Origin of the sequence: Streptomyces sp. NPDC001848 (assembly GCF_042891915.1) — a bacterium.
Lineage (GTDB): Bacteria > Actinomycetota > Actinomycetes > Streptomycetales > Streptomycetaceae > Streptomyces.
In genome coordinates this window covers 319,212-341,352 of sequence record NZ_JBIATP010000006.1, presented here as the reverse complement: position 1 = coordinate 341,352, position 22,141 = coordinate 319,212, and the positions used below count along the sequence as shown (strand labels likewise).

20 protein-coding genes are annotated in these 22,141 nt (G+C 72.4%); 9 read left to right on the top strand and 11 right to left on the bottom strand.

What is annotated here, in order from left to right; all coding sequences use genetic code 11:
• Positions 1-236 precede the first annotated feature (236 nt).
• The 4 genes from ACFYZJ_RS14985 to ACFYZJ_RS14970 are packed head-to-tail and all read right to left on the bottom strand — an operon-like array spanning position 237 to position 5,242.
• Positions 237-1,589: an AAA domain-containing protein gene (locus ACFYZJ_RS14985; protein ID WP_388567352.1), complete on the bottom strand. Its 1,353-nt coding sequence runs from the start codon at positions 1,587-1,589 to the stop codon at positions 237-239.
• The gene (locus ACFYZJ_RS14980; RefSeq protein WP_388567349.1) at positions 1,586-3,178 is read right to left on the bottom strand and encodes a hypothetical protein; all 1,593 of its coding nucleotides are present in this window, start codon (positions 3,176-3,178) and stop codon (positions 1,586-1,588) included. Before ACFYZJ_RS14980 ends, ACFYZJ_RS14985 begins: the two co-directional genes overlap by 4 nt.
• A complete protein-coding gene (locus tag ACFYZJ_RS14975) occupies positions 3,175-4,338 on the bottom strand; it encodes a hypothetical protein (RefSeq protein ID WP_388567346.1) in 1,164 nt (387 codons plus the stop codon). The genes ACFYZJ_RS14980 and ACFYZJ_RS14975 overlap by 4 nt, the downstream gene beginning before the upstream one ends.
• A complete protein-coding gene (locus ACFYZJ_RS14970; RefSeq protein ID WP_388567343.1) occupies positions 4,250-5,242 on the bottom strand; it encodes a phosphatase PAP2 family protein in 993 nt (330 codons plus the stop codon). Before ACFYZJ_RS14970 ends, ACFYZJ_RS14975 begins: the two co-directional genes overlap by 89 nt.
• A gap of 194 nt (positions 5,243-5,436) precedes the next feature.
• Between ACFYZJ_RS14970 and ACFYZJ_RS14965 the strand changes: the two genes are divergently transcribed.
• Positions 5,437-6,030, top strand: coding sequence for a histidine phosphatase family protein (locus ACFYZJ_RS14965; protein ID WP_388567340.1), 594 nt, complete (start codon positions 5,437-5,439; stop codon positions 6,028-6,030).
• Positions 6,031-6,149: 119 nt separating this feature from the next.
• On the opposite strand, the gene ACFYZJ_RS14960 is transcribed toward ACFYZJ_RS14965, so the two are convergent.
• Positions 6,150-7,613: a hypothetical protein gene (locus ACFYZJ_RS14960; RefSeq protein ID WP_388567337.1), complete on the bottom strand. Its 1,464-nt coding sequence runs from the start codon at positions 7,611-7,613 to the stop codon at positions 6,150-6,152.
• 353 nt (positions 7,614-7,966) lie between these two features.
• Here ACFYZJ_RS14960 and ACFYZJ_RS14955 point away from each other — a divergent pair, with 353 nt between their 5' ends.
• Positions 7,967-8,347 (top strand): hypothetical protein, encoded by a 381-nt coding sequence (locus tag ACFYZJ_RS14955; protein WP_388567641.1) that lies wholly within the window; start codon positions 7,967-7,969, stop codon positions 8,345-8,347.
• A gap of 109 nt (positions 8,348-8,456) precedes the next feature.
• Positions 8,457-9,323 (top strand): spermidine synthase, encoded by an 867-nt coding sequence (locus ACFYZJ_RS14950; RefSeq protein WP_388567335.1) that lies wholly within the window; start codon positions 8,457-8,459, stop codon positions 9,321-9,323.
• A 66-nt stretch (positions 9,324-9,389) separates the two neighbouring features.
• Here ACFYZJ_RS14950 and ACFYZJ_RS14945 read toward each other — a convergent pair whose 3' ends face one another.
• Positions 9,390-9,902 carry a hypothetical protein gene (locus ACFYZJ_RS14945; protein ID WP_388567333.1) on the bottom strand — a complete coding sequence of 171 codons (513 nt, stop codon included), beginning with the start codon at positions 9,900-9,902 and terminating at the stop codon, positions 9,390-9,392.
• Between the two features lie 131 nt (positions 9,903-10,033).
• Between ACFYZJ_RS14945 and ACFYZJ_RS14940 the strand changes: the two genes are divergently transcribed.
• The 3 genes from ACFYZJ_RS14940 (at position 10,034) to ACFYZJ_RS14930 (ending at position 13,728) form a co-directional block, all read left to right on the top strand.
• Positions 10,034-10,738 (top strand): response regulator transcription factor, encoded by a 705-nt coding sequence (locus tag ACFYZJ_RS14940; protein ID WP_388567331.1) that lies wholly within the window; start codon positions 10,034-10,036, stop codon positions 10,736-10,738.
• Complete coding sequence (locus ACFYZJ_RS14935) at positions 10,735-12,132, top strand: sensor histidine kinase (RefSeq protein WP_388567329.1); 1,398 nt, start codon at positions 10,735-10,737, stop codon at positions 12,130-12,132. The genes ACFYZJ_RS14940 and ACFYZJ_RS14935 overlap by 4 nt, the downstream gene beginning before the upstream one ends.
• Positions 12,133-12,240: 108 nt before the next feature.
• Positions 12,241-13,728 carry a cellulose binding domain-containing protein gene (locus tag ACFYZJ_RS14930; RefSeq protein ID WP_388567327.1) on the top strand — a complete coding sequence of 496 codons (1,488 nt, stop codon included), beginning with the start codon at positions 12,241-12,243 and terminating at the stop codon, positions 13,726-13,728.
• Positions 13,729-13,791: 63 nt separating this feature from the next.
• On the opposite strand, the gene ACFYZJ_RS14925 is transcribed toward ACFYZJ_RS14930, so the two are convergent.
• The 4 genes from ACFYZJ_RS14925 to ACFYZJ_RS14910 form a co-directional block, all read right to left on the bottom strand.
• Entirely contained in the window at positions 13,792-15,225 is a 1,434-nt protein-coding gene (locus ACFYZJ_RS14925) for a GH1 family beta-glucosidase (protein WP_388567325.1), read from the bottom strand.
• A gap of 136 nt (positions 15,226-15,361) precedes the next feature.
• The gene (locus tag ACFYZJ_RS14920) at positions 15,362-16,267 is read right to left on the bottom strand and encodes a carbohydrate ABC transporter permease (protein ID WP_388567322.1); all 906 of its coding nucleotides are present in this window, start codon (positions 16,265-16,267) and stop codon (positions 15,362-15,364) included.
• A complete protein-coding gene (locus ACFYZJ_RS14915; RefSeq protein WP_388567320.1) occupies positions 16,264-17,289 on the bottom strand; it encodes a carbohydrate ABC transporter permease in 1,026 nt (341 codons plus the stop codon). Before ACFYZJ_RS14915 ends, ACFYZJ_RS14920 begins: the two co-directional genes overlap by 4 nt.
• 5 nt (positions 17,290-17,294) lie before the next feature.
• Complete coding sequence (locus tag ACFYZJ_RS14910; protein ID WP_388567318.1) at positions 17,295-18,656, bottom strand: ABC transporter substrate-binding protein; 1,362 nt, start codon at positions 18,654-18,656, stop codon at positions 17,295-17,297.
• A gap of 347 nt (positions 18,657-19,003) precedes the next feature.
• On the opposite strand from ACFYZJ_RS14910, the gene ACFYZJ_RS14905 reads away from it, so the two are divergent.
• Positions 19,004-20,059: a LacI family DNA-binding transcriptional regulator gene (locus tag ACFYZJ_RS14905; protein WP_388567315.1), complete on the top strand. Its 1,056-nt coding sequence runs from the start codon at positions 19,004-19,006 to the stop codon at positions 20,057-20,059.
• 127 nt (positions 20,060-20,186) lie between these two features.
• On the opposite strand, the gene ACFYZJ_RS14900 is transcribed toward ACFYZJ_RS14905, so the two are convergent.
• Positions 20,187-20,579, bottom strand: coding sequence for a winged helix-turn-helix transcriptional regulator (locus tag ACFYZJ_RS14900; RefSeq protein ID WP_388567312.1), 393 nt, complete (start codon positions 20,577-20,579; stop codon positions 20,187-20,189).
• 78 nt (positions 20,580-20,657) lie between these two features.
• On the opposite strand from ACFYZJ_RS14900, the gene ACFYZJ_RS14895 reads away from it, so the two are divergent.
• Both ACFYZJ_RS14895 and ACFYZJ_RS14890 read left to right on the top strand, forming a co-directional pair.
• Positions 20,658-21,299, top strand: coding sequence for an NADPH-dependent F420 reductase (locus tag ACFYZJ_RS14895; protein WP_388567309.1), 642 nt, complete (start codon positions 20,658-20,660; stop codon positions 21,297-21,299).
• Positions 21,300-21,345: 46 nt separating this feature from the next.
• The gene (locus ACFYZJ_RS14890; RefSeq protein WP_388567305.1) at positions 21,346-22,074 is read left to right on the top strand and encodes a L,D-transpeptidase family protein; all 729 of its coding nucleotides are present in this window, start codon (positions 21,346-21,348) and stop codon (positions 22,072-22,074) included.
• The last annotated feature ends 67 nt before the right edge of the window (positions 22,075-22,141 follow it).

The window sequence follows — 22,141 nt, the reverse complement described above, 5'->3', positions numbered from 1 at the left end:
CTTGTCCTCCTCGTACGGTTCGGGTGGCGCCCTTTCGGGTGGGCCACCGTCCATTGTCGCGCGCCGACGCAAGGGCGCCGGGATGTGAGCGGGGCACGCCAACGCGGGCTCCCCCGCCGCACGCCCCCGGAGTCTCAAGGTCACGGGCGCCCGTGATGTTCCCCGCAGCCCAGCGCCCGCCGGCCCCGCGATGCTCCCGCAGCCCATCCCCGCCGGACCCGTGACGTCCCCGCAGCTCAGGGCCGCCACGCCACGCGGTGCTCGGCCAACTGGGCGAGCACCGCGTGATTCGCCTCCCATCCGTCCGGGAACTTCACCGTCACCCCCAGCTGCACCGGCTCCGTGGACGGATGGTCGTCCAGCAGTTCCGTCACCCCCGCCCGGCACACCACGATGCACGCGTGCCGGTGGCGGGACGCCAGGACGCACAGGCGGCCCGTCTCCAGGTGGAACGCCGTCGCGTCCGGGCGTCCCGACAGCGGATGCAGCACCACCGTCACATCGAACTCGCGGCCCTGCAACCGGTTGGCCGTGTCCACCGTGACGTCCGGCACCCCGAGGTCCGCCAGGGCCGAGCGCACCGCCGCCGCCTGGTCCCGGTGCGCGGTGCCGACGGCGATCCGGTCCGCGGTCAGCGGCACCGGCTCCTCCGCCCGCTCCGACACCGCCATCCCGCCCCGGTCGAGGAGACGGCGTACGACCGACGCGACCGCCCGCACCGCCTCCGGGTCCGTGCGCGGGGTGTGCCGGGCCGGCAGCTCCAGCAGCCCCCAGCCTCTCTCGGCCGCCTCGTCGATCACCCGGTCCGGCCCCGAGCCGTCCGACCCGACCGCGAAGGTCAGCCGCCGGTCCCCGTGGTCCGTACCGCTGCGGAACGGCGTGTACGGGTAGAACGCGTGCGACACCAGGGGCGCGGCCGACGCCGGCAGCCGCCACGACACCGGCAGCCGGTGCTGGGGCAGCTCCGGGTTGTGCGCCAGCAGCGTCGTCACCGCGGACGCCGACGGGTCGTACGACAGTCCCGCCCACTGCTCCGCGCCGACGATCGCGAACGGGTCCAGCTGACCCGGATCGCCGACGAACAGCGCCCGCTCGAACAGGCCCGCCACGGCCAGCAGCGCGTCCGAGCGCATCTGGTACGCCTCGTCGACGATCGCGTGCCGCCACGGCTCGACATCCTTGACGTGCGCCCACTTGGCGGCCGTCGAGATGACGACGTCCAGGCCCGCCAGGTCGCCCGCCTTCGTCGACTTCCTGACGTGCGGCAGGTCGTCCAGCGCCTTGTCGTACGGGTCCGGGTCGCTGCTGTGCAGTCGGCCCACCGGCAGGTCGGGTTCCTTCTCCGCGAGCCGCAGCACCAAGTCGTCGACCTGCGCGTTGGTCTGCGCGAGCACCATCAACGGCCGCCCGGCGGAGGCGAGTTCGAGTGCGGCCCGGACGACGAGCGTCGACTTCCCGGCGCCCGGCGGCGAGTCGACCACGACTCCACGGTGCGCGCCGTGCAGCGTGTCGCGCAGGATAGCCTCGGTGGCCCGGGCGGCCGCGGCCCCCGGATCGAAGTCCCTGCCCGGCGGGGCGAACACGGTCACAGAACGTCCTCCTCGGTCACCGGATCCGGCTGCGGTACGGCCTCGCCCTCACCCGGTGGCCCGCCGTGCGTCCACGGCGTGTCCTCCGGGTCGGGCAGCTTCGCCCCGCCGCGCTGCTCGTGTTCGAAGAGCGTGAAGCACACGTGGTCGCCCTTCTCGGGAACCGAGCCGGGCTCCGGCTCCTTGCCGCGACCCATCTTGTCGACGATCCGCAGCACCACCAGACCATCCCCCTCCTGGCCCACGAACTCGGCCGCCTGCGGCTTCCCGCCCAGCGACCGGTACACCTTCGTGCGCTCCCCGAGGTGCGGCCGGTCCTCCGTCCGTACGGTCACCAGGGGGCGCGGGCTGGGGCGCTTGCCCTCGCTGTACGCCATCACGACCTCCGTGACCTCGCCCGCGAACGCCTCCCCGGCGAGCCGCCGCCCGGCCATGACGAGCGGGTCGTCGAGTGCTTCCTGCGCGTCGAGGCGGGCCTGCTCGCGCTCACGGGTGGCGAGCTTGTTGGCGGCGGTGACCGCGTCGTCGTGGCGCGGCTGCGGCGGCTCGCCCGCGGCCACCCGGTCCCGGTGCCCGGTGAACGACCAGCGGTCCCGCGTCCACCGGTCCGCGACATGCGCGCCCTCGGGCAACGCGCGCAGCAGGTCGAGCCCCTGCCACACCGCGTCCCAGGTCGGCCGCGTACGGCTCGCCACCAGGGCGCGGATCTCCCGCTCGGCGGCGGTGAGTTCACCGAGGCGGTCGTCCGCCTCCACGCCGTCCTCGGCGGCGGCGAGCCGGGTGCGGGCGCGGTCGTAGCGCTCGATCGCGGGGGCCAGCAGCTTGTTGTCGAACGCCGGGTCGGTGGCCGGTCCGGCGGGCGGGCACAGCAACTGGCCGTCCGCGTCCCGCGCCAGTTCGGCCCGGAGCGCCGCGTCCGCGCCCGAGACTCCCTCGGGCGGGGCGATCCAGGCGAGCAGCGCGCCCAGGTGCTGGTCCTCCAGGTTCGACTGCCCGGTCGCCCAGTGCCGCCCGAGCAAATCGGTGAGCGCGAGCAGCAGGGAGGAGCCGGGGACGCGGGCACGCTCGCCGAAGTGGGTGAGCCAGCGGCCGAGGAGCGGCACGCGCGGGGGCGCCGGGTACGGGGTCTCCGGGTCCTGTTCGGCGGTGCGGCGAAAGCGCATCGAGCGGCCCAGCAGCCGTACGAACTCGATGCCCGCCCGGCTCGGCACGATCAGCTGCGGGGCATCGGCGCACAGTTCGACCTCCACCTTGACCCGCTTGCCGGTCTCCGGGTCGGTCTCGGTGCGCTCGGCCGACTCCACGGCGTCGGCGCACGCGTCGATGTAGGGCAGGACGACATCGGCGAGATCGGCGAGGAACGCGAACCTGAGGTCGCGGTCGCGGGGTTGCGGCACCACGAGCAGCCGGGGGGCGTCCCGGTCGGTGCCGACGAGCGCGCCGAGCGGCGCCCCGGCCTCACCGGCGGTGATGAGTGGGACGAAGACGAGGGGCCGGCCGGACAGGTGACGGTGCCGGACGGTGGCGGCGGGCTGCGCGCGGCCGGTCCGCACGGCCTCCAGCCGGGCGAGGGTGGTGATCAGGGTCATACGGCGCCCTCCCGTCCGGCGAGTGCCTCCGCCCGCAGCCGCGCCGCCCGGCGCAGGGCCGCCACCGCCGGGTCGTCCGGGTCCCCGGCCGTGCCGTGGGCGGCGGCCAGGATGTCGTCCACCGTGGTCAGGCCGCCCAGCTCGGCCCGCAGCGACCGGCCCAGGGCCGCCACGGCGCCCTGGGCCCGGGCGCGGTCACGGCAGTGGAAGGCCAGCTCGCAGGCGGCCAGGCACTCCGGCGCGTACGTCGCCGGGACCGACTCCACCGCGGCTTCCAGCTCCTCCCGCGGCAGGTCCGGCGCGAAGCACGTGCCCTCCGGGAGGGCGTCGGCGATCTCCTCGATGCGGGTGAGACGCGCCAGTTGGCGCCGGGTGACCGCGCGCTGCTTGCGGACGTCGACGGGGGAGGCGGTGGGCAGGTTGGAGAAGTCCTTCGGGCACACCAGCAGGATCCGGTGGCGCACCACGGGTGCGGGGGTGAGGCGCTCCGCGACCTCCTCCAGCGCCAGCACGTACACCGCGGCCTGCCGGGCCGCCGCCCCCACCTTCGCCGGGTCCGCCGAACCGTCGAGCAGCGGGAAGGACTTGATCTCCACGACCGTCCAGCTGCCGTCCGGGTGCACCACCACCGCGTCTGGCTCCAGGAACGCGGGCGATCCGGCCACGTCGAGCGCGAGCATGGGGTGGTCGAGCAGCGCCCAGCCGCGCGCCTCGGTGGCCTCGCGCAACGCCAGCGCCGTACGCGCCGCGCGCCCCTCCGGGCCGACCGCGACCAGGTCCGGAACGAGGGCACCCTCAGGGGCATCGGCGGCCGGGTCCAGCTTCTCGCGCACCAGACGCAGCAGTTCCGCGCCGCCGTCCGCCTTGACCCGGGCCTCGAACGCGTTGCCCCGCATGAAGGCGAACTGCGACTGGCCGAACGCCGACGGCGCACCCAGCGCGCCCGCCAGCGCGGCCTTGTCCACTCCGGCACCGTCCAGCAGCGCACGCCGACGGCACCCGGGGTTCGCGGCCAGCGCGGCGAGGGCACGCGCGTCCAGCGCCCTCGGCGGTACGGACGGTCCGCGCAGCTCAGCGAGCTTTCCCCAAGCTCTCGGCTTCGCTCGAGCAGGGGAGACCCCAAGCCGCAGCGCCGTCCCCCGCGTCCGCGGGGGCGGCATCCGGATCGGCTCCCGGCCGGGGGAGGGAGAGGGGCTGTCGGGGAATTCGCTCACCCGCCGAAGTCTGGCATCCGGCACTGACAATTGAGGAACCCGAGGCGGACGAGGGCTCCGCGACCGGTGCGAACCGCGCCCGCAGCCAGGTCCTGCCCGCGTCCGCCGCCCGCATCACCGGCCGGCTCAGTAGGAGGCCGACGCCCATGACGGCGATGCCCGCGACCGCGTCGAGAAGGTAGTGGTTCGCGGTCCCCATCACGACGAACGTGGTTCCGAGCGGGTACACGACGGCCGCCGCCTTCGCCCAGCGGGAGCGGCCGTGCCGCCACAGCATCACTCCGCACCACAGCGCCCAGCCGACGTGCAGGCTCGGCATCGCCGCGTACTGGTTCGTCATGCCGCCCAGGCCCCGTGGCGCGCTCGCCTGGCCGCCCCACCAGCCGTAAGAGCTGTACTGCGCCATCGTGTCGACGAACCCGTGGCCGGCGGAGAGCAGGCGCGGCGGGCAGGTCGGCAGCAGGGAGAAACCGATCAGACCGATGAACGTGGACGTCATCAGCCAGGTGCGGGCCGCCCGGTAGTGCTCCGCGCGGCGTCTGAAGATCCACACCAGGATCGCGGGGGTGACCAGGTAGTGCAGCGACGCGTACCAGAAGTCGGCGGGGACGCCGAGCCATGCCTCGCGGGTGAAAAGACGGTTCAGCGGATGCTCGGCGTTGACGTGGAGCAGCTTCTCCAGGCGCAGGATCGCCACGCCGTGGCCGACGGCGCTGGTGACATCGCCCCGCGCGAGCAGCCGGCCCGCGGAGTACGAGGCGTACACCACCAGGATCAGGGGCAGTTCGGTCCACCAGCGCAGCCGGGTCAGCGGGCTCACCCCGATGCCTGGTGACTCGGCCTGCGGCATCCGATTCGCCCTCCCCCTTCTGCTCCTGGTCGCGGCTCCCGGCGGTCCGGTCGTGCCACCTTACGGTGCGGGCGCCCGCCTTCGCGGGGCGCCCCGGCCCTCAAAGACGCAGGGATCGCCCCCCGGGTTGCCCCGGGAGGGGGTGGGCGATGATGGAGTGACGTCCTTGCTCATTCCTCCCGGAAAGGTCTCTCATGGCACCGCGCATCCTGCTGGCCCGGCACGGACAGACGGAATGGTCGCTGTCCGGCAAGCACACCGGCAGGACCGATGTGCCGCTGCTGGAGGAAGGGCGACGGGGCGCCAAGCTGCTCGGTGAGCGGCTGCACCGGGCGCCGCTCGACGGGCTGCCCGGGGCCGAGGTGCGCACCAGTCCGCTGGCACGCGCGCGTGAGACCTGCGAACTCGCCGGCTTCGGCGAGCGGGCGGACACCTGGGACACGCTCATGGAGTGGGACTACGGGGCGTACGAGGGGATGACACCGGCCGAGATCCAGGAGATCCGGCCGGGCTGGTTCATCTGGCGCGACGGCGTGCCCGGAGGCGAGACCCTGGCGGAGGTCTCCGCGCGTGCGGACGAGGTCGTGGCCTGGGCGCGGTCTCAGGACCGGGATGTGCTGGTGTTCGCACACGGGCACATCCTGCGGTCCATCGGGGCGCGGTGGCTGGGGCTGCCACTGGAGTTCGCGGCGCGGATACGGCTGAACCCGACGTCGCTTTCGGTACTGGGGTGGGCTTACGGGGAGCCGGCGATCGAGTCCTGGAACGACTTGGGGCACTTGGCGTAGCCGCGGGCAGTCGTGCCGCCGGGGCGCTGGGGGTACCCCCTGCTCGAAGAGCTTGGGGGAGGCACCTCGTACCGCCGAGTTGCGCAACCAACACCCCGGCAACCCCGGCCACGAGCGGCTCAGGCACTGCGCGGCAGCGAAGCGTGCCGGTCCAGGAACGCCGACACCCCGGACGCCCGCCGGTGCGGCAGCAGTACCCTCGCCGTGCCCGCCAGCATCGTCAGTACGCGGGAGGACTGGACCTGGTCCAGCAGATCCAGCACCCGGTGACCGGCCTGCGCCGCCTCGTCGGGACGACCCCCGCGGGCCAGGTCGTCGGCCAGTTCGGCCGTGTACAGGGCGATGTTCCGGGTGAAGTGCGGATCCTGGAGCTGTGCCGCGCGCCGTGCGTGCCGGGCCGCCCGCCCCCAGTCGCCCAGCGTCGACCAGCACTGCGCCTCCAGGCCCTCCAGTTCGGCCTCGCCGTAGAAGGTCATCCACTCGGGGTCCGAGTCCGACGGGCCCCGTTCGAAGAGCGCCTGCGCCCGCGCGAGCGCCTGTTCGCAGCCCGCCCGGTCCGCGAGTCCCGCCCAGCCGCCCGCCTCCCTGAGGGCGAGCAGCGACATCAGCCGGTGCGAGCCGAGCGGGCGCCCGACACGCTGGGCCGCCTGCGCCGCCCGTACGGCTTCCCGCGGTCGGCCGGCGTCGCGCGCGAGGAACGCCGTATTGCAGAAGGCGTGTGCCTCAAGGCCAGGATCCCCGGACATCCGGGCCGTCGCCAGAGCCTCCGCGTAGTGCGAGCGGGCGTCGTCGAAACGCCCGGAGTCGTGCGCCAGCCATCCCACCGAGATGGCCAGTTCACCCGCGCCCGAGTACAGCCGGTCGGCGACCGTCTGCCGGGTGGTACCCGCGTCGAGCAGCGCGTAGGCGGCGCGCAGCGGGGCCGCCGCGCGCCGGTACAGGCCGTCCGCGCCGTGCCGGTCGTCGAGCAGGCGGATCTTGCGTACGGCCTCCTCGAGCGCGCTCGCCTCCGACGAGCCCGCACGGTGGACGGGGCGTTCGGCGGCCGCCGCGGGGCCGCCGAAGGTGAGCCCGAAGGGGCCCAGGGAGGCGGCGGCCACCGTCACGGTGCCGCCGGTCATGAATGCGCGACGCAGCACGTCGCTCTCCTCGTGGTTCTGTGCGTCGTACGCGTGTGTGCCGTACGACTCGTGCAACTCGTGGGTGTCTGGTGTGTCATACGTCCCGTATGCCTTCCGGTGCTCATCGGAGGCATACGAACAGCTGTTGGTGTGTGCGGGGGGCGCCTCCTCGGCGGTGCGCGCCCCTCGGCCGCGGACCGCCGAGCGCGGTGCGAATCCCAGGTCCGTGAGCGTGCGCCCGGGGAACATGTGTAGGAACACCCGTTCGTAGGCGTAGTTGGGACAACGGATCTCGCCCGCCTCCACGCGTCCGATGTACCGCGCGTCACAGCTGACCCGCTCGCCGATCTCGCGTGCGGCGCGCCGTACCGCCGCGGCGAACTCCCCCGGCGAGCGTGATCCGCGCAGCTGCCGGAAGGCGAGGTTCGGCCGCGGTGGCCGGGGGGTCTGGGACGAGGTCATGGCCGGGCCCTCTCGTGCGAACCGTCGAACCATGCCGGATTGGGGTGGCTTGTCCGCGTGGTGCCAGTTGGTTCCCTGCGTCCGGCGGTGCAAGAACGTACCTTCCTCGCAGGTGTGGTCATGCGAGGTTTGGCTACAAACCGGATATCTCATGCAGGATCTGCCATGAACTGCCATCCTTTGCGGCAGTGTTGCGCCGTTGCTGTTGACGCATCCAGGCGTTGATCCCTGTGGACCGGGAGCCGCCCGAACTCCCGACCCAACTCACCGTCGAGGAGGGTTCCGTTGTGGATGCCGGGACGCAGACCCCGCACAGCACCGAGTTCCGTACACGGCCGCAGGCAACCCGCACCGTGCCGGCCCCCGAGTACGCCGCGCCGCCGCAGCACGCCCCCGACCTGGTGACCGTGCCCGCCCGGCAGGGGCTCGAGGCGGTCGACATCCTCCGCCGCGGCGCGGGCGACCGCGTCGGGCCCGTCCTGCACGACGACGACTGCGACACCCTCGGCTTCCTGGTGCCGCCCGGCACGGCGGACGCGTGGGACGTCCCCGGCAGCACGTGCACGAAGACCGACGGGCGCGGTATGAGCCTGGTCGCCCCGCTGCCCCCGGTCGAGGGCACGGGTTGGCTCCTGCCACCGGGCGAGGCGGAACCGGCCACGGACCCGGCGGTCCTGCGCGCGGCGCTGGGCGAGGCGGCCCGCCTGATCGAGGCCGCCGACAACTGTCGGTGAGCCTCCGCCTACACCTCGAGTCGAGCGCCGCCGGGCCCGGCGCGGCCCGGTGCCCGGGCCGGTGGGCCGCCGGTGAGCCGTCCTCCGCGCCGCCCCCGATAATGGCGGGATGGGCAGGTCACGGAACGCGCGACGCGGGCAGGGTGCCGAGGTCGTCGTCGAGGCGGTCGACGGCGGACTCGCCCAGCTGATACCCGACCGGGACCGGGCGCGCGCGTGGACCCTCCTCATCGACGGCGCCCCGCAGTCACACGTCGACCTCGACGACCCCCGGTACCTGTCCTTCGAGTACCAGCGCCGGCTCGGCCATGTCATCGACCTGGCCGCCCCGCCCGGTCGGCCCGTGCACGCCGTGCACCTCGGCGGCGGCGCGTTCACCCTCGCCCGCTACACCGCCGCCACCCGCCCCCGCTCCACCCAGCAGATCGTGGAGCGAGACACGGCGCTCGTCCAACTCGTGCGCCGCGCCCTGCCGTTGGACCCGAGCGCCCGGATCCGGGTGCGCTCCGCGGACGCCCGGGAAGGGCTCGCCAAGGTCCCGGACGGCTGGGCGGACCTGGTCATCGTGGACGTGTTCAGCGGGGCGCGCACCCCGGCGCACCTGACGTCCACCGAGTTCCTCACCGAGGTCCGTCGGGCACTGAAGGACGGCGGTGTGTACGCGGCCAACCTCGCCGACGGCCCTCCGCTCGCCCATCTGCGCGGCCAGATCTCCACGGCGGCGGCCGTCTTCCCCGAACTCGCACTGGTGGCCGACCCGGCCGTCCTGCGCGGCAAGCGCTTCGGCAACGCGGTCCTGGTCGCCTGCGCCCACCCGCTCCCCGTGGCCGAACTGACCCGCCGCGCGGCCGCGGACCCGCACCCCGCGCGGGTGGAGCACGGCAAGGCGCTGACCGACTTCACGGGCGGCGCGGCGGCGGTCACGGACGCGGCGGCGGTGGCGTCACCGGCGCCCCCACCGTCGATCTTCCACTGAACAGACCGAGGCCCCTCCCTCATCGAGAAGCGGCCGGCAGTTCATGGAGAGGCGGCCAGGGGCCCCCTAGTAGTTCCCGATCTCCACATGGGGCGGACCGTCGTGCCAGGTGCAGAACACCGAGACCCGGTCGGCGCCGGACGTGAACTCCACGCGGATCCAGGTCTCCGTCTTCCAGACCTGCATCGACCAACTGCTGCCGGGAGTGGCCGACACGAGCGTCGCGGACGTGGTGCCGAGGTCGAAGACCACGCGGCCGCCGGCGGTGTCGTAGCTCTTGACCTGGCCGGAGGGGGTGGTGGACGGGCTGGGCTGCGCGGCCCGGGACTTGGCGGGGGTCGGCCTCGGGCTCGTCGTGCTCGGTGTCGACGGCGGGCTCTTCGACGGGGAGGGGCGCCGCGTCGCGGGAGTCAGCGGCCTCGACTCCTGCGTCGTCGTGCCGCCCGCGGTGACGGGCAGGGCGCGCGGCGGGTCGTACGCGGTTCCCGCCAGCACCGTGTGGACACCCCACCACGACAGCGTGGCCGCCGCTCCGGTGGCCAGCGTCCACGCCAGTACGTGCAGAAGTCCTCGCAACATCCCGGCCATACTGCCCCACCAGCCCCATGGGTGTCTCACCGGTCGCACACAGTTCCGTTTCTTCCGTTGCGGCGCCGAGAGTTGTCCACAGGCCCCGAACGGCCCGGCCCGCATGGCGTACGGTGCCGCCCATGGCAAGTGTGCTCGTGGTCGAGGACGACCAGTTCGTACGCTCGGCGCTCATCAGGCATCTGACGGAGGCCGGACACACCGTGCGCAGCGTCGGCACCGCGCTGGAGGCGCTGCGTGAGGTCGCGCACGTCCCCTTCGACGTCGTCATCCTCGACCTCGGACTGCCGGACCTGGACGGCTCCGAGGCGCTGAAGATGCTGCGCGGCATCACGGACGTGCCGGTCATCATCGCCACCGCACGCGACGACGAGACGGAGATCGTCCGCCTGCTCAACGCGGGCGCGGACGACTACCTGACCAAGCCGTTCTCGGTCGAGCACCTGTCGGCACGGATCGCGGCGGTGCTGCGCCGCGCCCGCACGGCCACCGCCGACGCCGCGTCCCCGACCGTCATCCGGGTCGGCGGCCTCGCCATCGACCCGTTGCGCCGGCACGCGGAACTGGACGGGGTGCCCCTGGACCTGACGCGCCGTGAGTTCGACCTGCTCGCCTTCCTTGCCGGCCGGCCCGGTGTCGTCGTGCCACGCAGGGAGCTGCTCGCCGAGGTCTGGCGGCAGTCGTACGGCGACGACCAGACCATCGACGTCCATCTCTCCTGGCTCAGGCGGAAGTTGGGCGAGACGGCCGCAAGGCCCCGCTATCTGCACACCCTGCGGGGGGTCGGCGTGAAGCTGGAGCCGCCGCAGACGGAGCCACTGCCATGAGGTGGGCACTGGTCAAGGTGTGCCTGGCGGTGACCACGATGGTGGTGGTCGCCTTCGCGGTCCCGCTCGGGCTCGTCGTCAGGGAGATGGCACGCGACCGGGCCTTCTCGAACGCCGAGCGGCAGGCCGCCGCGATCGCACCGGCGCTGTCCATCACCACCGACCGGGACCAGCTGGAGCGGGTCGTCGCCTCGGCGGGCTCCGACGACGGGATCGCCGTCCACATCCCCGCGGGGGACGGCACAAGGGCGGTCGACATCGGCCGTCGGCGCGCCGCCGCCCAGGACATCGCGGCCACCCGCCGGCTGGGCCGGGCCTCCACCACCGAGGTCCCGGGCGGCTCCACGCTGCTGCAGCCCACCGCGCTCAGCTCCGGGGCGATCGCCGTGATCGAGGTCTACGTGCCCGAGTCCGAGGTGACGCACGGTGTCGGCACGGCCTGGGCGGTGCTCGCCGCGGTCGGCGTCGCGCTGATCATCGGCTCGGTGGCCGTCGCCGACCGGCTCGGCGTGCGGATGGTGCGGCCCGCGCGGCGCCTGGCCGAGGGCGCGCACGACCTGGGGGAGGGGCAGCTCGGCGCACGTGTCGCCGAGGAGGGGCCGGCCGAACTGCGCGCGGCGGCGGTCGCGTTCAACTCGATGGCCGACCAGGTCGTGCAACTCCTCGCCAACGAGCGGGAACTGGCCGCCGACCTGTCCCACCGCCTGCGGACACCGCTCACCGTGCTCAGGTTGAACGCGGCCTCGCTCGGCGACGGGCCGGCCGCCGACCAGACCCGTCAGGCGGTGGCCCAGCTGGAGCGCGAGGTGGACACGATCATCCGTACGGCGCGCGAGGCCAAGCCGCAGACCGCGGCGCCCGGGCCGGGCGCCGGGTGCGACGCGGCGGAGGTGGTGCGCGAGCGCATGGAGTTCTGGTCGGCGCTGGCGGAGGACGAGGGCCGCACGTGGCGGGTGGCCGGGGCCGACCGTCCGGTCCGCGTACCCGTCGCCCGGTCCGACCTCGCCGCCGCGCTGGACGCCCTGCTCGGGAACGTCTTCCGGCACACCCCGGAGGGCACGGCGTTCGCGGTCGACGTGCACAACGCCGAGGACGCGGTGATCGTGCTGGTGTCCGACGCCGGGCCCGGCATATCCGACCCGGAGGCGGCGATGGCCCGTGGCCGCGGCTCGGGCAGCGACGGCTCGACGGGTCTCGGCCTGGACATAGTGCGCCGGCTCGCCGAGTCGACCGGCGGCGATGTGCGGATCGGCTCCTCGGTGCTGGGCGGCACGGAGGTGCGGATCTGGTTCCAGCTGGACGGACGGGCCCCGATACGGCGAGGGCACCGTGTGCGCCGCAGACGCCGCCGCCTATTGGTCTCTACCTTTAACCGCCCCCGATCCCTTCCTTAAGCGCACCCTAAGATCCTCAACGCCCGTCTGGATCACACGGTTTGCCCGATTCCGGCTCGCTAGCGTGCTGCCGCATTCACCCCCCGTACCAGCGAAGGCAGGCACGCGATGAGCAAGGCGCACCGGCGCAGGATCAGCGGCCGGAACAAGGCGATCGGCGGCACGGTCGCCGCCGTCGTGGTCGGCGGTGGCGCCCTGGTGGTCACCGGCACGGCACACGCCGCCGACGTCGGCGCGACGTACACGAAGACCAGCACCTGGTCGACGGGCTACACCGCGCAGTACGTGATCAGGAACGACAGCGGCCAGGCCAAGGCCGACTGGACGCTGCAGTTCGACCTGCCCTCGGGGGCGAAGCTCAGCTCGCTGTGGGACGGCACGCCGACGGTGAGCGGACAGCACGTCACCGTCAAGCCGCCGTCCTGGGACAAGAACGGCATCGCGGCGGGCGAGTCGGTGACCGTCGGCTTCGTCGTGAACGGTTCCGGGGACCCGACGGGCTGTCTCATCGACGGCGCGAAGTGTTCCGCCGACGACGGCACCACCCCGCGGCCGAGCGGCCGCCCGACCCAGTCCCCGACCCAGTCCCCGACCCCGAGCCGGTCCTCGACCCCGGCGCCGACCCCGCCCTCGACCGCCACTCCGTCGCCCACCGTCACGCAGACCACCGGAGGCGGGACCGGCACCGGCACCGGATCCACCACGAGCGCCGGCTTCTCCCCGTACGTCGACACCTCCCTCTACCCGGCCTTCGACCTGGTCGCCGCGGCCGACGCGACCGGCGTCAAGAACTACAACCTGGCGTTCGTGACCGACGGCGGCGCCTGCACCCCCAAGTGGGGCGGCGTCTCCGACCTCGGCAACGACGCGGTGGCCGCGCAGATCGGCGCCCTGCGCGCCAAGGGCGGTGACGTCCGGGTGTCCTTCGGCGGCGCCTCCGGCTCGGAGCTGGCCACGACCTGCTCCTCGGCGGACGCGCTGGCGGCGGCGTACGGGAAGGTGGTCGACGCGTACAAACTCACCAAGGTCGACTTCGATGTCGAGGGCGGCGCGCTGCCGAACACGGCCGCGAACACCCGCCGCGCCCAGGCGATCGCCAAGCTGCAGCAACAACACCCCGGCCTGGACGTGTCGTTCACGCTCCCGGTCATGCCGGAGGGCCTGACCCAGGACGGAGTGAACCTCCTGACCGACGCCAAGTCCAACGGCGTGAAGATCTCCACCGTCGACATCATGGCGATGGACTACGGCCCCGCGTACAGCGGCGACATGGGCACCTACGCCGAGCAGGCGGCGACCGCGACGCAGGCGCAGATCAAGAGCGTGCTGGGGCTGAGCGACAGCGCCGCCTGGAAGACGGTCGCGGTCACCCCGATGATCGGTGTCAACGACGTCTCCTCCGAGGTCTTCACGGTCGACGACGCCGCCCAGCTGGTGGCCTTCGCCAAGTCCAAGGGCCTGGGCCGGCTGTCCATGTGGTCGGCCGCGCGCGACAAGCAGTGCGCCGGAGGCCCCAAGCCGACGGCGGACCCGACGTGCAGCTCGATCACCCAGGAGGGGTTCGCGTTCTCGAAGGCGTTCGGCGCCTACAACTGAGACGCTGCGGGGCGCGGCACCTCCCTCCTGTGCCGCGCCCCGAACCCCTGGACCCCCAGCCGGTCAGTCCTCCAGCGGCGGCAGCTCGCCCGTGCGCGCCGCCCGGCCGTACCAGTGCGCGCTCGACTTCGGGGTTCGCTCCAGGGTCGTGTAGTCGACGTACACCGCCCCGAACCGCTTCCCGTAGCCGTACGCCCACTCGAAGTTGTCCATCAGGGACCACAGGAAGTAGCCCCGCACGTCCGCCCCGTCCGTGATGGCGCGGCGCACCGCCGACAGGTGGGCGTGCAGATAGGCGATCCGCTCCGGGTCGTGGACGCGGCCGTCCGGGTCCGGCTTGTCGTCGTAGGCCGCGCCGTTCTCCGTCACGTACAGCGGCAGACCCGGCGCCTCCCGGGTGTAGCGCATGATCAGGTCGTGCAGTCCGGTCGGGTCGATCGTCCAGCCCATCTCGGTGCGCTCGCCCGGGGTCTGGTGGAAGGCCACGTCGTCCGCGCCCGGCCAGGGCGAGTGCTCGCTCGCGCCGTGACCGTCCGGACGCGGGCCGCTCGCCTTCTCCTCGGCCGCCGACACCAGCGTCGGCGTGTAGTAGTTGAGGCCCAGCGCGTCCAGCGGCTGGTTGACGGTCGCCAGGTCGCCGTCCCGGACGTACGACCAGTCCGTGATCGACGAGGTGGCGGCCAGGAGGGTCTCCGGGTACGACCCGTGCAGCATCGGGCCGTGGAAGACCCCGTTGGCCAGGTCGTCGATCTTCTGGGCCGCCGCCAGGTCCACGGGGTCCTGCGACACCGTGCGCACCACGGAGGAGTTGAGGCTGACCGCCACCGAGTTGCGGGCCGGCATCACCGACCGCAGGGCCGAGGCGCCGAGGCCGTGGGCCAGGTTCAGATGGTGGGCCGCGCGCAGCGATGCCGCCGCGTCCGTACGGCCAGGGGCGTGCACCCCGGAGCCGTAGCCCAGGAACGCGCTGCACCATGGCTCGTTCAGGGTGATCCACTGCTCCACGCGGTCGCCGAGGGCCTCGCCCACGATCCGCGCGTACTCGGCGAACCGGTACGCCGTGTCGCGCTCCGGCCAGCCGCCCGCGTCCTCCAGCTCCTGCGGCAGGTCCCAGTGGTAGAGGGTGATCGCGGGCTTGATGCCGTGTGCGAGGAGTTCGTCCACCAGGCGGCGGTAGAAGTCCAGGCCCCGCTGGACCGCCGGGCCCCGGCCGGTGGGCTGCACCCGCGACCAGGAGATCGAGAAGCGGTAGGCGTTCAGGCCCAGCTCGGCCATCAGCGCCACGTCCTCGCGGTAGCGGTGGTAGTGGTCGACGGCGATGTCACCGGTTTCGCCGCCGGCGGTCCTGCCCGGCGTATGGCTGAAGGTGTCCCAGATGGAGGGGGTGCGGCCGTCCTCCCGCACCGCCCCCTCGATCTGGTACGCGGAGGTCGCCGCGCCCCAGAGGAAGGCGGGAGGAAAGGTCACCGGGGGTGCCGACTGTGCGGACTCAGGCATGGAAGCGCTCCCATATGAGGTCGTGAAGACCGACGAGTTGGGGGTGGGGAGGGGTTGAGGAAGAGGGGAGGGAAGGGGCCGGAGCGGCGGTGGTCCGGCCCCCGTAGGGCGGGTTGGCGGCTACAGCGGGCGGGCCTCAGCCCTTGACCGCGCCCTGCATGATGCCGCCCACGATCTGCTTGCCGAAGATCGCGAAGACCAGCAGAAGCGGCAGCGTACCGAGCAGCGCGCCGCCCATGATCAGGGACTGGTCGACGGTGTAGCCGCGGCCCAGGCCCGCCAGGGCCACCTGCACGGTCGGGTTGCCGGTCTGGGTCAGGACCAGGAACGGCCACAGGAAGTCGTTCCACGCCTGGACGAACGTCAGCATGCCGAGCACGGCCATCGCGGGCCGCGCCGCGGGGAACACCACGTTCCACACCACGCGCCAGCTGCTCGCACCGTCCACCCGAGCCGCCTCGATCAGCTCGTCCGGCAGCGCCTGGATCAGGTACTGCCGCATGAAGAACACGCCGAACGCGCTCACCAGCGACGGGAAGATGACCGCCTGCAGCTGGTCCGTCCAGTCCAGCTTCGCGACCATCATGTACAGCGGGATGATGCTCAGCTGCGGCGGCACCATCATCGTGCCGATCACGATCAGCATCAGGATGTTGCGACCCCGGAAGCGCAGCTTGGCGAAGGCGAACCCGGCGATCGTCGACAGGAAGACGATGGCCGCCGCCGAGGTCCCCGCGACGATCGTGGTGTTGACGAACGCCTTGCCCAGGTTGGCCTGGCTCCAGGCGACGTCGAGGTTGTGGAAGAGGTTCCCGCCGAACCAGAACGGCGGAGGGCTCTGCGCCAGCCGGTTGTTGGTGCGGGAGGCGGCGATCGCCGTCCACACCAGCGGGAACAGCGAGCCGATGGAGAACAGCACGAGGATCGTGTACGCGATCGGGCCCGCGTGCAGCTGCCCGCCCGCACGGGCCGACTTCGGGCGTCGTACGCGCTTCGGTTCCGTCGCCGCCGCGTCGGTGGGAGGGTTCAGGGTCGTCGTCACGGCCGGGTCTCCTCACTACTGGCGCGCAGCCGGCGCGAGATGACGTAGTTGACGACGCCGATCACGATCAGGATCAGGAACATCGTCCAGGCGATCGCGGAGGCGCGGCCCAGGTGCTGGTTCACCCAGCCCTGCTCGTACAGGTACAGGCCGAGCGTCTGGAACTGGTGTTCCGCACCGCCCGACGCGCCCTTGTTGGCGTCGAAGATCAGCGGCTCGCCGAACACCTGGCTCGCGCCGATCGTCGACACGACGCAGGTGAACAGGATCGTCGGGCGCAGCTGCGGCAGCGTCACATGGAAGAACTGCTGCCAGCGCGAGGCGCCGTCCAGCGCCGCCGACTCGTACAGGTCGTTCGGGATCGCCTGCATCGCCGCCAGGTAGATCAGCGCGTTATAGCCGGTCCAGCGCCAGATGATGATCGTCGAGACGGCGATCTGGGACGGCCACTTGTCGTTCTGCCAGTCGATCTTGTCGATGCCGAAGAAGTGCAGCGCCCAGTTGATCATGCCGTAGTCGCGGCCGAACAGCAGGACGAACACGAGGGAGGCCGCGGCGATCGACGTCGCGTACGGCGCGAGCATCACGACCCGGTAGAAGGTCGAGCCGCGCAGCTTGTAGTTGAGGATGTGCGCCAGTCCCATCGCCATCAGCAGCTGCGGGACCGTCGAGATGATGCCGATGGTCAGGGTGTTCTTCGCCGCGTTCCAGAAGAAGTCGTCGTCGAAGATCCGCGTGTAGTTGTGCAGACCCGCCCACTGCATGTCGGTGGGCGCGGTCAGCTCCACCGTGTGCAGCGAGGCCCAGCCCGTGTAGACCAGCGGGAAGAGCCCGAAGGCGACGAAGAGCAGGAAGAAGGGGGAGACGAAGGCGTACGGGCTCCACTTGATGTCCCGCTGCCAGCGCCGGGACAGGCGGGCGCGGCGCCGCCGCTCCGCCTCCGTGGGGGCGGCGGGCGGGCGGGCCGGGGCCGCGCCCCCCTCCTTCGCGGGGGGCGCGGCGATGTCGTGCCGGGTGGCCATGCCGGTCACTTCTCCAGGTTGTTGTCGATGGTCTTGGTGGCCGTCGCCCAGGCGTCCGCGGGCGACTTGCCCTTGGTGACGAGGATGACGCCGTTGTCCGTCAGGCCCTGCTGGATGATCTGGTCCTTCGGGCCGATGACCTGGACCGGGATGTTCTTGGCGGCCGCTGCGAAGATCGTGCCGATCGGGGCGTCACCGGTCATGTCGTTCTTGGCCCCGGTCACCGCGGGCGTCGTGTAGGCGCCGGGTGCGCTCGGGAAGGAGCCCTGGGTCGCGAACAGCTTGGCCTGCTGCTCGGGCGCGGTGAGCCAGGCGACCAACTTCTCGGCCTCGGCGACGTTCTTGCCGCTCTTCGGCACGGTCAGGAAGGAGCCGCCCCAGTTGCCGGCCTTCGGCGCCTGCGCCACGTCCCACTTGCCCTTCGCGTCCGGCTTCGACTGGCCCTTGATGTAGCCGAGCATCCAGGGCGGGCAGGACATGGCGGCGAACTTGCCGTTGGCGATCGTCGTGTTCCACGCCGGCTGGAACTGGGTCTGCGCTCCGGTCAGACCCTCCTGCGCCGCCTTCGCGGTGGTGTCGAAGGCTGCCTTCACGGCCGGGTTCGACTTGTAGATGACCTTGCCGGAGGAGTCGTAGAAGCGGGTGCTCTCGCCGGCGAGGATCGCCTGGAGCAGACCGCCGGGGGAGTCCATGAAGGTGGTGCCGCTCGGCGCCTTCTTCTTGTACTGCTCGCCGGCCTGGACGAACTTGTCCCAGCTGCCCGTCCACAGCTTGCTCACGGCGTCCCGGTCGGTGGGCAGGCCGGCCGCCTTGAACAGGTCCTTGCGGTAGCAGATCGCCAGCGGGCCGATGTCGGTGCCGAGGCCTATGGTCTGACCGTCCTTGGTGGTGGCCTGCTGCCACTTCCAGTCCAGCCAGTTGCTCTTCTGCACGCCGGAGACCTTGGACAGGTCCACCAGCTTGCTCGCGAAGGTGCTGGTGACCTCCGCGATGTTGCCGACCTCGACGGCCTGGACGTCCATCAGACCGCTGTTGGTGGTCAGGTGGTTCACGAGTGCGGGGTAGTAGTTCTCGTTCCGCTCGATCGCGTTCTCCTGGATCTTGATGTTCGGGTGGAGCTTCTCGTACTCCTTGTAGAGACCGGCCTCCTTGAAGCCCATCGTCCCGAACAGGCCCAGGGTGATCGTGGTCTTGCCCTTGCTGTCGCCACCGGAACCGCTGTCGCCGCTCCCGCCGCTGTCGTTGGCACAGCCGGCCAGCAGTCCGGCGCCCAGCACCGCGACGGCCGCCAGGGCTGTGGCTTTGTGGCGGATGGGGGTCCCCCCGCTCGAGCGAAGTCGAGAGTGGGGGAGGGTACGTGCTCGCATGTCGTCCTCCAGTTGCCCTGACGTGCCGACCCCCCGGCCAACTTCATTGGTGGGCCCGTGTCTTCTTGCTGCGGCTCGGGCGGGGAACGTGCGGGATGTGTATGGGGCAGGTACTGTGGGAGCGCTCCCACAAGTGATGTGTTGAAGAGTCGTGGGTCGGGGCGAGGGTGTCAAGGGAGCGGACGGCGCAACACGTGTTCAGTTATCGGGCTGTTAACTGGCGCCCGGGCGGAGCCGTCCCTGCCGCGGTGAGCCCGGCGGCCGGCCCCGAGCGACGGCCGCGCAGCCGCACGGTGCTGTTACATTCCAGGCCAGACGCGCGAAGCGCGGTGTGACGGGAGGCGACCATGACAGGCCACGGAACGCGGGGCCGGAGTGGCCGGCGGCCGACCCTCGAGGAGGTTGCCGCGCGGGCCGGCGTGGGCCGCGGCACGGTCTCCCGGGTGATCAACGGCTCACCCCGGGTGAGTGACGCGACGCGCGCGGCCGTCGAGGCTGCGGTCGCGGAGCTGGGGTACGTGCCGAACACGGCGGCCCGGGCGCTGGCGGCGAACCGTACGGACGCGATCGCCCTCGTCGTCCCCGAGCCGGAGACCCGGTTCTTCGCGGAGCCGTACTTCTCGGACATGGTGAAGGGCGTGGGGTCCGCGCTGTCGGACACCGAGATGCAGCTACTGCTGATCTTCGCGGGCAGCGACCGGGAGCGGCGCCGGCTCGCGCAGTATCTGGCCGCGCACCGGGTGGACGGCGTCCTGCTGGTCTCCGTCCACGCGGACGACCCGCTGCCCGACCTGCTCGCCCAGCTGGAGATCCCGGCGGTGATCAGCGGCCCCCGCTCGGCCTCGGAGACCCTGCCGTCGGTGGACTCGGACAACTACGGCGGCGGCCGCTCGGCGGTCGGGCACCTGATCGCACGGGGCCGCGCCCGCATCGCCACGATCACCGGCCGTCTCGACGTCTACGGCGCCCAGCGGCGCATCGACGGCTACCGGGACGCACTGCGGGACGCGGGCCGAGAGGTGGACGAGGCCCTGATCCTGCCCGGTGACTTCACGGAGGAGGGGGGCCGCCGGGCGATGACGGAACTGCTGGCCCGCCGCCCGGACCTGGACGCGGTGTTCGCGGAGTCGGACGTGATGGCGGCGGGCGCGCGCCAGGTGCTGCGCGAGGCGGGTCGCCGCATCCCGGACGACGTGGCCCTGGTCGGCTACGACGACTCGGCGATCGCCCGCCACATGGACCCGCCGCTGACGAGCGTGCGCCAGCCGATCGAGGAGATGGGCCGGGCGATGATCGCCCTGCTCCTGGACGAGATAGCGGACCGCCGGCCGGCGGCTTCCCGTTCGCTGGACCGGCGGCAGGTGGTGTTGCCGACGGAACTGGTGGCCCGGGACTCGTCCTGAGGCACCCGAAGCGGGCACCCACGCAAGCGCCCCGGCGCACCGCGCGTGTCAGCCCGGCGGCGACAGCTCCCACCTGACAGTGAGGCTTGGCGATGGCCCGTGCTGAGCGGGCCGTCGACGGCCGACCTCAGGGAACGGCACCGGGATCCCTCTCGGACTCCCCGCGCTCCTGTGCCGCCATCACCTCGTCGCCGTGTTCGAACGCCCAGGCGCCGAACGCCTCGATCGGTGGCAGCAGGCTTCGCCCCAGTTCCGTGAGCTCGTAGTCCACACGGGGTGGTGCGCCCGGGTGGGCGCGGCGCTCGACCAGTCCGTTGTACTCCAGTCGGCGCAGGGTCTCGGTGAGCACCTTGGCGCTGACGCCGCCGATCCGCTCGCGCAGCCGGCCGGGGCGCTCCGGGCCCTCGCGCAGCGCCCAGATCACCACCGGGTTCCAGGTGTTGGCCAGCAGGTCGAAGGCGAGCCTGGCGCGGCAGTCGGCGATGAAGTCCTGGTGGATGAAGTCCTGGTCGACGGTCACTTACCGAATGGTGCCCGAACGGCTTCCTACTGTCGTTCCGAATCCGAGGACAGGACCACCACGAGGGGAGTGGGGACGATGAGGATCGGGATCGTCGGCACCGGGAACATGGCGGACGCCCTGGGCGGCCGGTGGGTACGGGCCGGTCACGACGTACTGGTGGGCGGGCGGGACACGGGCCGCGCGGCAGCCCTGGCCGGAAGGATCGGCGGACGGGCGGGAAGCGTGCGCGACGCTGTCGGGCACGGCAGGGACGCGGTGCTGCTGGCGGTGCCGTACGCGGTGGCGGCTGACGTGGTGTCCGGGCTGTCCGACGCCCTCGCGGGCCGGACGCTGATCGACTGCACCAACCCGGTCGGCCCTGGCTTCCTGCTGGAGACAGGCGGCGGTCCCTCGGCCGCCGAGCGCATCGCAGCCGCCGCGCCGGGCGCGCGCGTGGTCAAGGCGTTCAACCTCTGCCATGAGAGCGTGTGGCGGCTGACCTCGCCCGTCTTCGACGGCCGCCCCCTCGCGGTTCCGCTGTGCGGCGACGACGCCTCGGCTCTGGGGACGGTCCGTCGCCTGGTGCACGACCTCGGCTGCGAACCGTTGAGCGGCGGAGGGCTGGAGCGGGCGGCCCTGCTGGAGGCGACGGCGGCCTTCCTCATCGGACTGTGGGTGGGCGAGGGGGCGGACGCCCGGGCGATCGCGCCGCCGTTGGAGCACTCGGGGGTCGTGTGAGGGGCCGTACCCACCGGCTCGGGGACGGGTTGAGACCATGGGGCGCATGGGAAAGGGCGGTGCGATACGGGCGGTCGTGGTGGCGGCCTGCGGTGTGTTGACGATGTCCCTTGCGGCGTGCGGAAGTTCGCACCACCGGCGCGCCGCCGCGGCGGGCGGTCAGGCGGTCCGTGCATCGCGGAAGAACGCGGACATGACGCGCATACCCGGTATAGGGGACCGGTTGTGGCGCCGGGTACCGGCGGACTCCCGCCAGGTGGTCGCCGTCTACGGCATGGGCCGGAACTCGCCCGACTCGACCGTCGTGCTCTTCACCGAGCAGGGCTCCACCTGGAAGCCAGAACGTTCCTGGGCGGCGCACAACGGGCGGAAGGGCTGGACGACGGACCATCACGAGGGCGACGGGCGCAGCCCGGTGGGCGTGTTCACGCTGAGCGACGCGGGCGGTGTGCTCGACGACCCGGGATCCAAGCTGCCGTACACCAGGTCCGCGTCGTTCCAGGCGCCCCACACCTGGGGCGAGTCCTACTGGCACGACTTCGACTACGTCATCGCCATCGACTACAACCGGGTCAGGGGCACCGCGCCCGACGACCCGACCCGGCCGCTGGGACAGTCGAAGGGCGGCGACATCTGGCTGCACATGGACCACGGCAGCGGCACCTCGGCGTGCGTGAGCCTGTCCGAGGCGGCGATGGAGTACCTGCTGCGCACGCTCGACCCGAAGCAGCACCCGGTCGTGGTGATGGGCGACAAGGCGGAGCCGAACGCCTGACGCGACACCCGGCGGGGTGCCCGCGCCGATAACCGGTGGCCCGGACGGGAGCAGGTCCAGCACAGTG

Coding starts and splice junctions, on each gene's coding strand:
- ACFYZJ_RS14945 (WP_388567333.1), bottom strand. CDS start 9,902: ATGTTGCGAGGACTTCTGCACGTACTGGCGTGGACGCTGGCCACCGGA.
- ACFYZJ_RS14905 (WP_388567315.1), top strand. CDS start 19,004: ATGACAGGCCACGGAACGCGGGGCCGGAGTGGCCGGCGGCCGACCCTC.
- ACFYZJ_RS14910 (WP_388567318.1), bottom strand. CDS start 18,656: ATGCGAGCACGTACCCTCCCCCACTCTCGACTTCGCTCGAGCGGGGGG.
- ACFYZJ_RS14975 (WP_388567346.1), bottom strand. CDS start 4,338: ATGCCGCCCCCGCGGACGCGGGGGACGGCGCTGCGGCTTGGGGTCTCC.
- ACFYZJ_RS14890 (WP_388567305.1), top strand. CDS start 21,346: ATGGGAAAGGGCGGTGCGATACGGGCGGTCGTGGTGGCGGCCTGCGGT.
- ACFYZJ_RS14970 (WP_388567343.1), bottom strand. CDS start 5,242: ATGCCGCAGGCCGAGTCACCAGGCATCGGGGTGAGCCCGCTGACCCGG.
- ACFYZJ_RS14960 (WP_388567337.1), bottom strand. CDS start 7,613: ATGACCTCGTCCCAGACCCCCCGGCCACCGCGGCCGAACCTCGCCTTC.
- ACFYZJ_RS14895 (WP_388567309.1), top strand. CDS start 20,658: ATGAGGATCGGGATCGTCGGCACCGGGAACATGGCGGACGCCCTGGGC.
- ACFYZJ_RS14925 (WP_388567325.1), bottom strand. CDS start 15,225: ATGCCTGAGTCCGCACAGTCGGCACCCCCGGTGACCTTTCCTCCCGCC.
- ACFYZJ_RS14915 (WP_388567320.1), bottom strand. CDS start 17,289: ATGGCCACCCGGCACGACATCGCCGCGCCCCCCGCGAAGGAGGGGGGC.
- ACFYZJ_RS14940 (WP_388567331.1), top strand. CDS start 10,034: ATGGCAAGTGTGCTCGTGGTCGAGGACGACCAGTTCGTACGCTCGGCG.
- ACFYZJ_RS14980 (WP_388567349.1), bottom strand. CDS start 3,178: ATGACCCTGATCACCACCCTCGCCCGGCTGGAGGCCGTGCGGACCGGC.
- ACFYZJ_RS14930 (WP_388567327.1), top strand. CDS start 12,241: ATGAGCAAGGCGCACCGGCGCAGGATCAGCGGCCGGAACAAGGCGATC.
- ACFYZJ_RS14950 (WP_388567335.1), top strand. CDS start 8,457: ATGGGCAGGTCACGGAACGCGCGACGCGGGCAGGGTGCCGAGGTCGTC.
- ACFYZJ_RS14965 (WP_388567340.1), top strand. CDS start 5,437: ATGGCACCGCGCATCCTGCTGGCCCGGCACGGACAGACGGAATGGTCG.
- ACFYZJ_RS14935 (WP_388567329.1), top strand. CDS start 10,735: ATGAGGTGGGCACTGGTCAAGGTGTGCCTGGCGGTGACCACGATGGTG.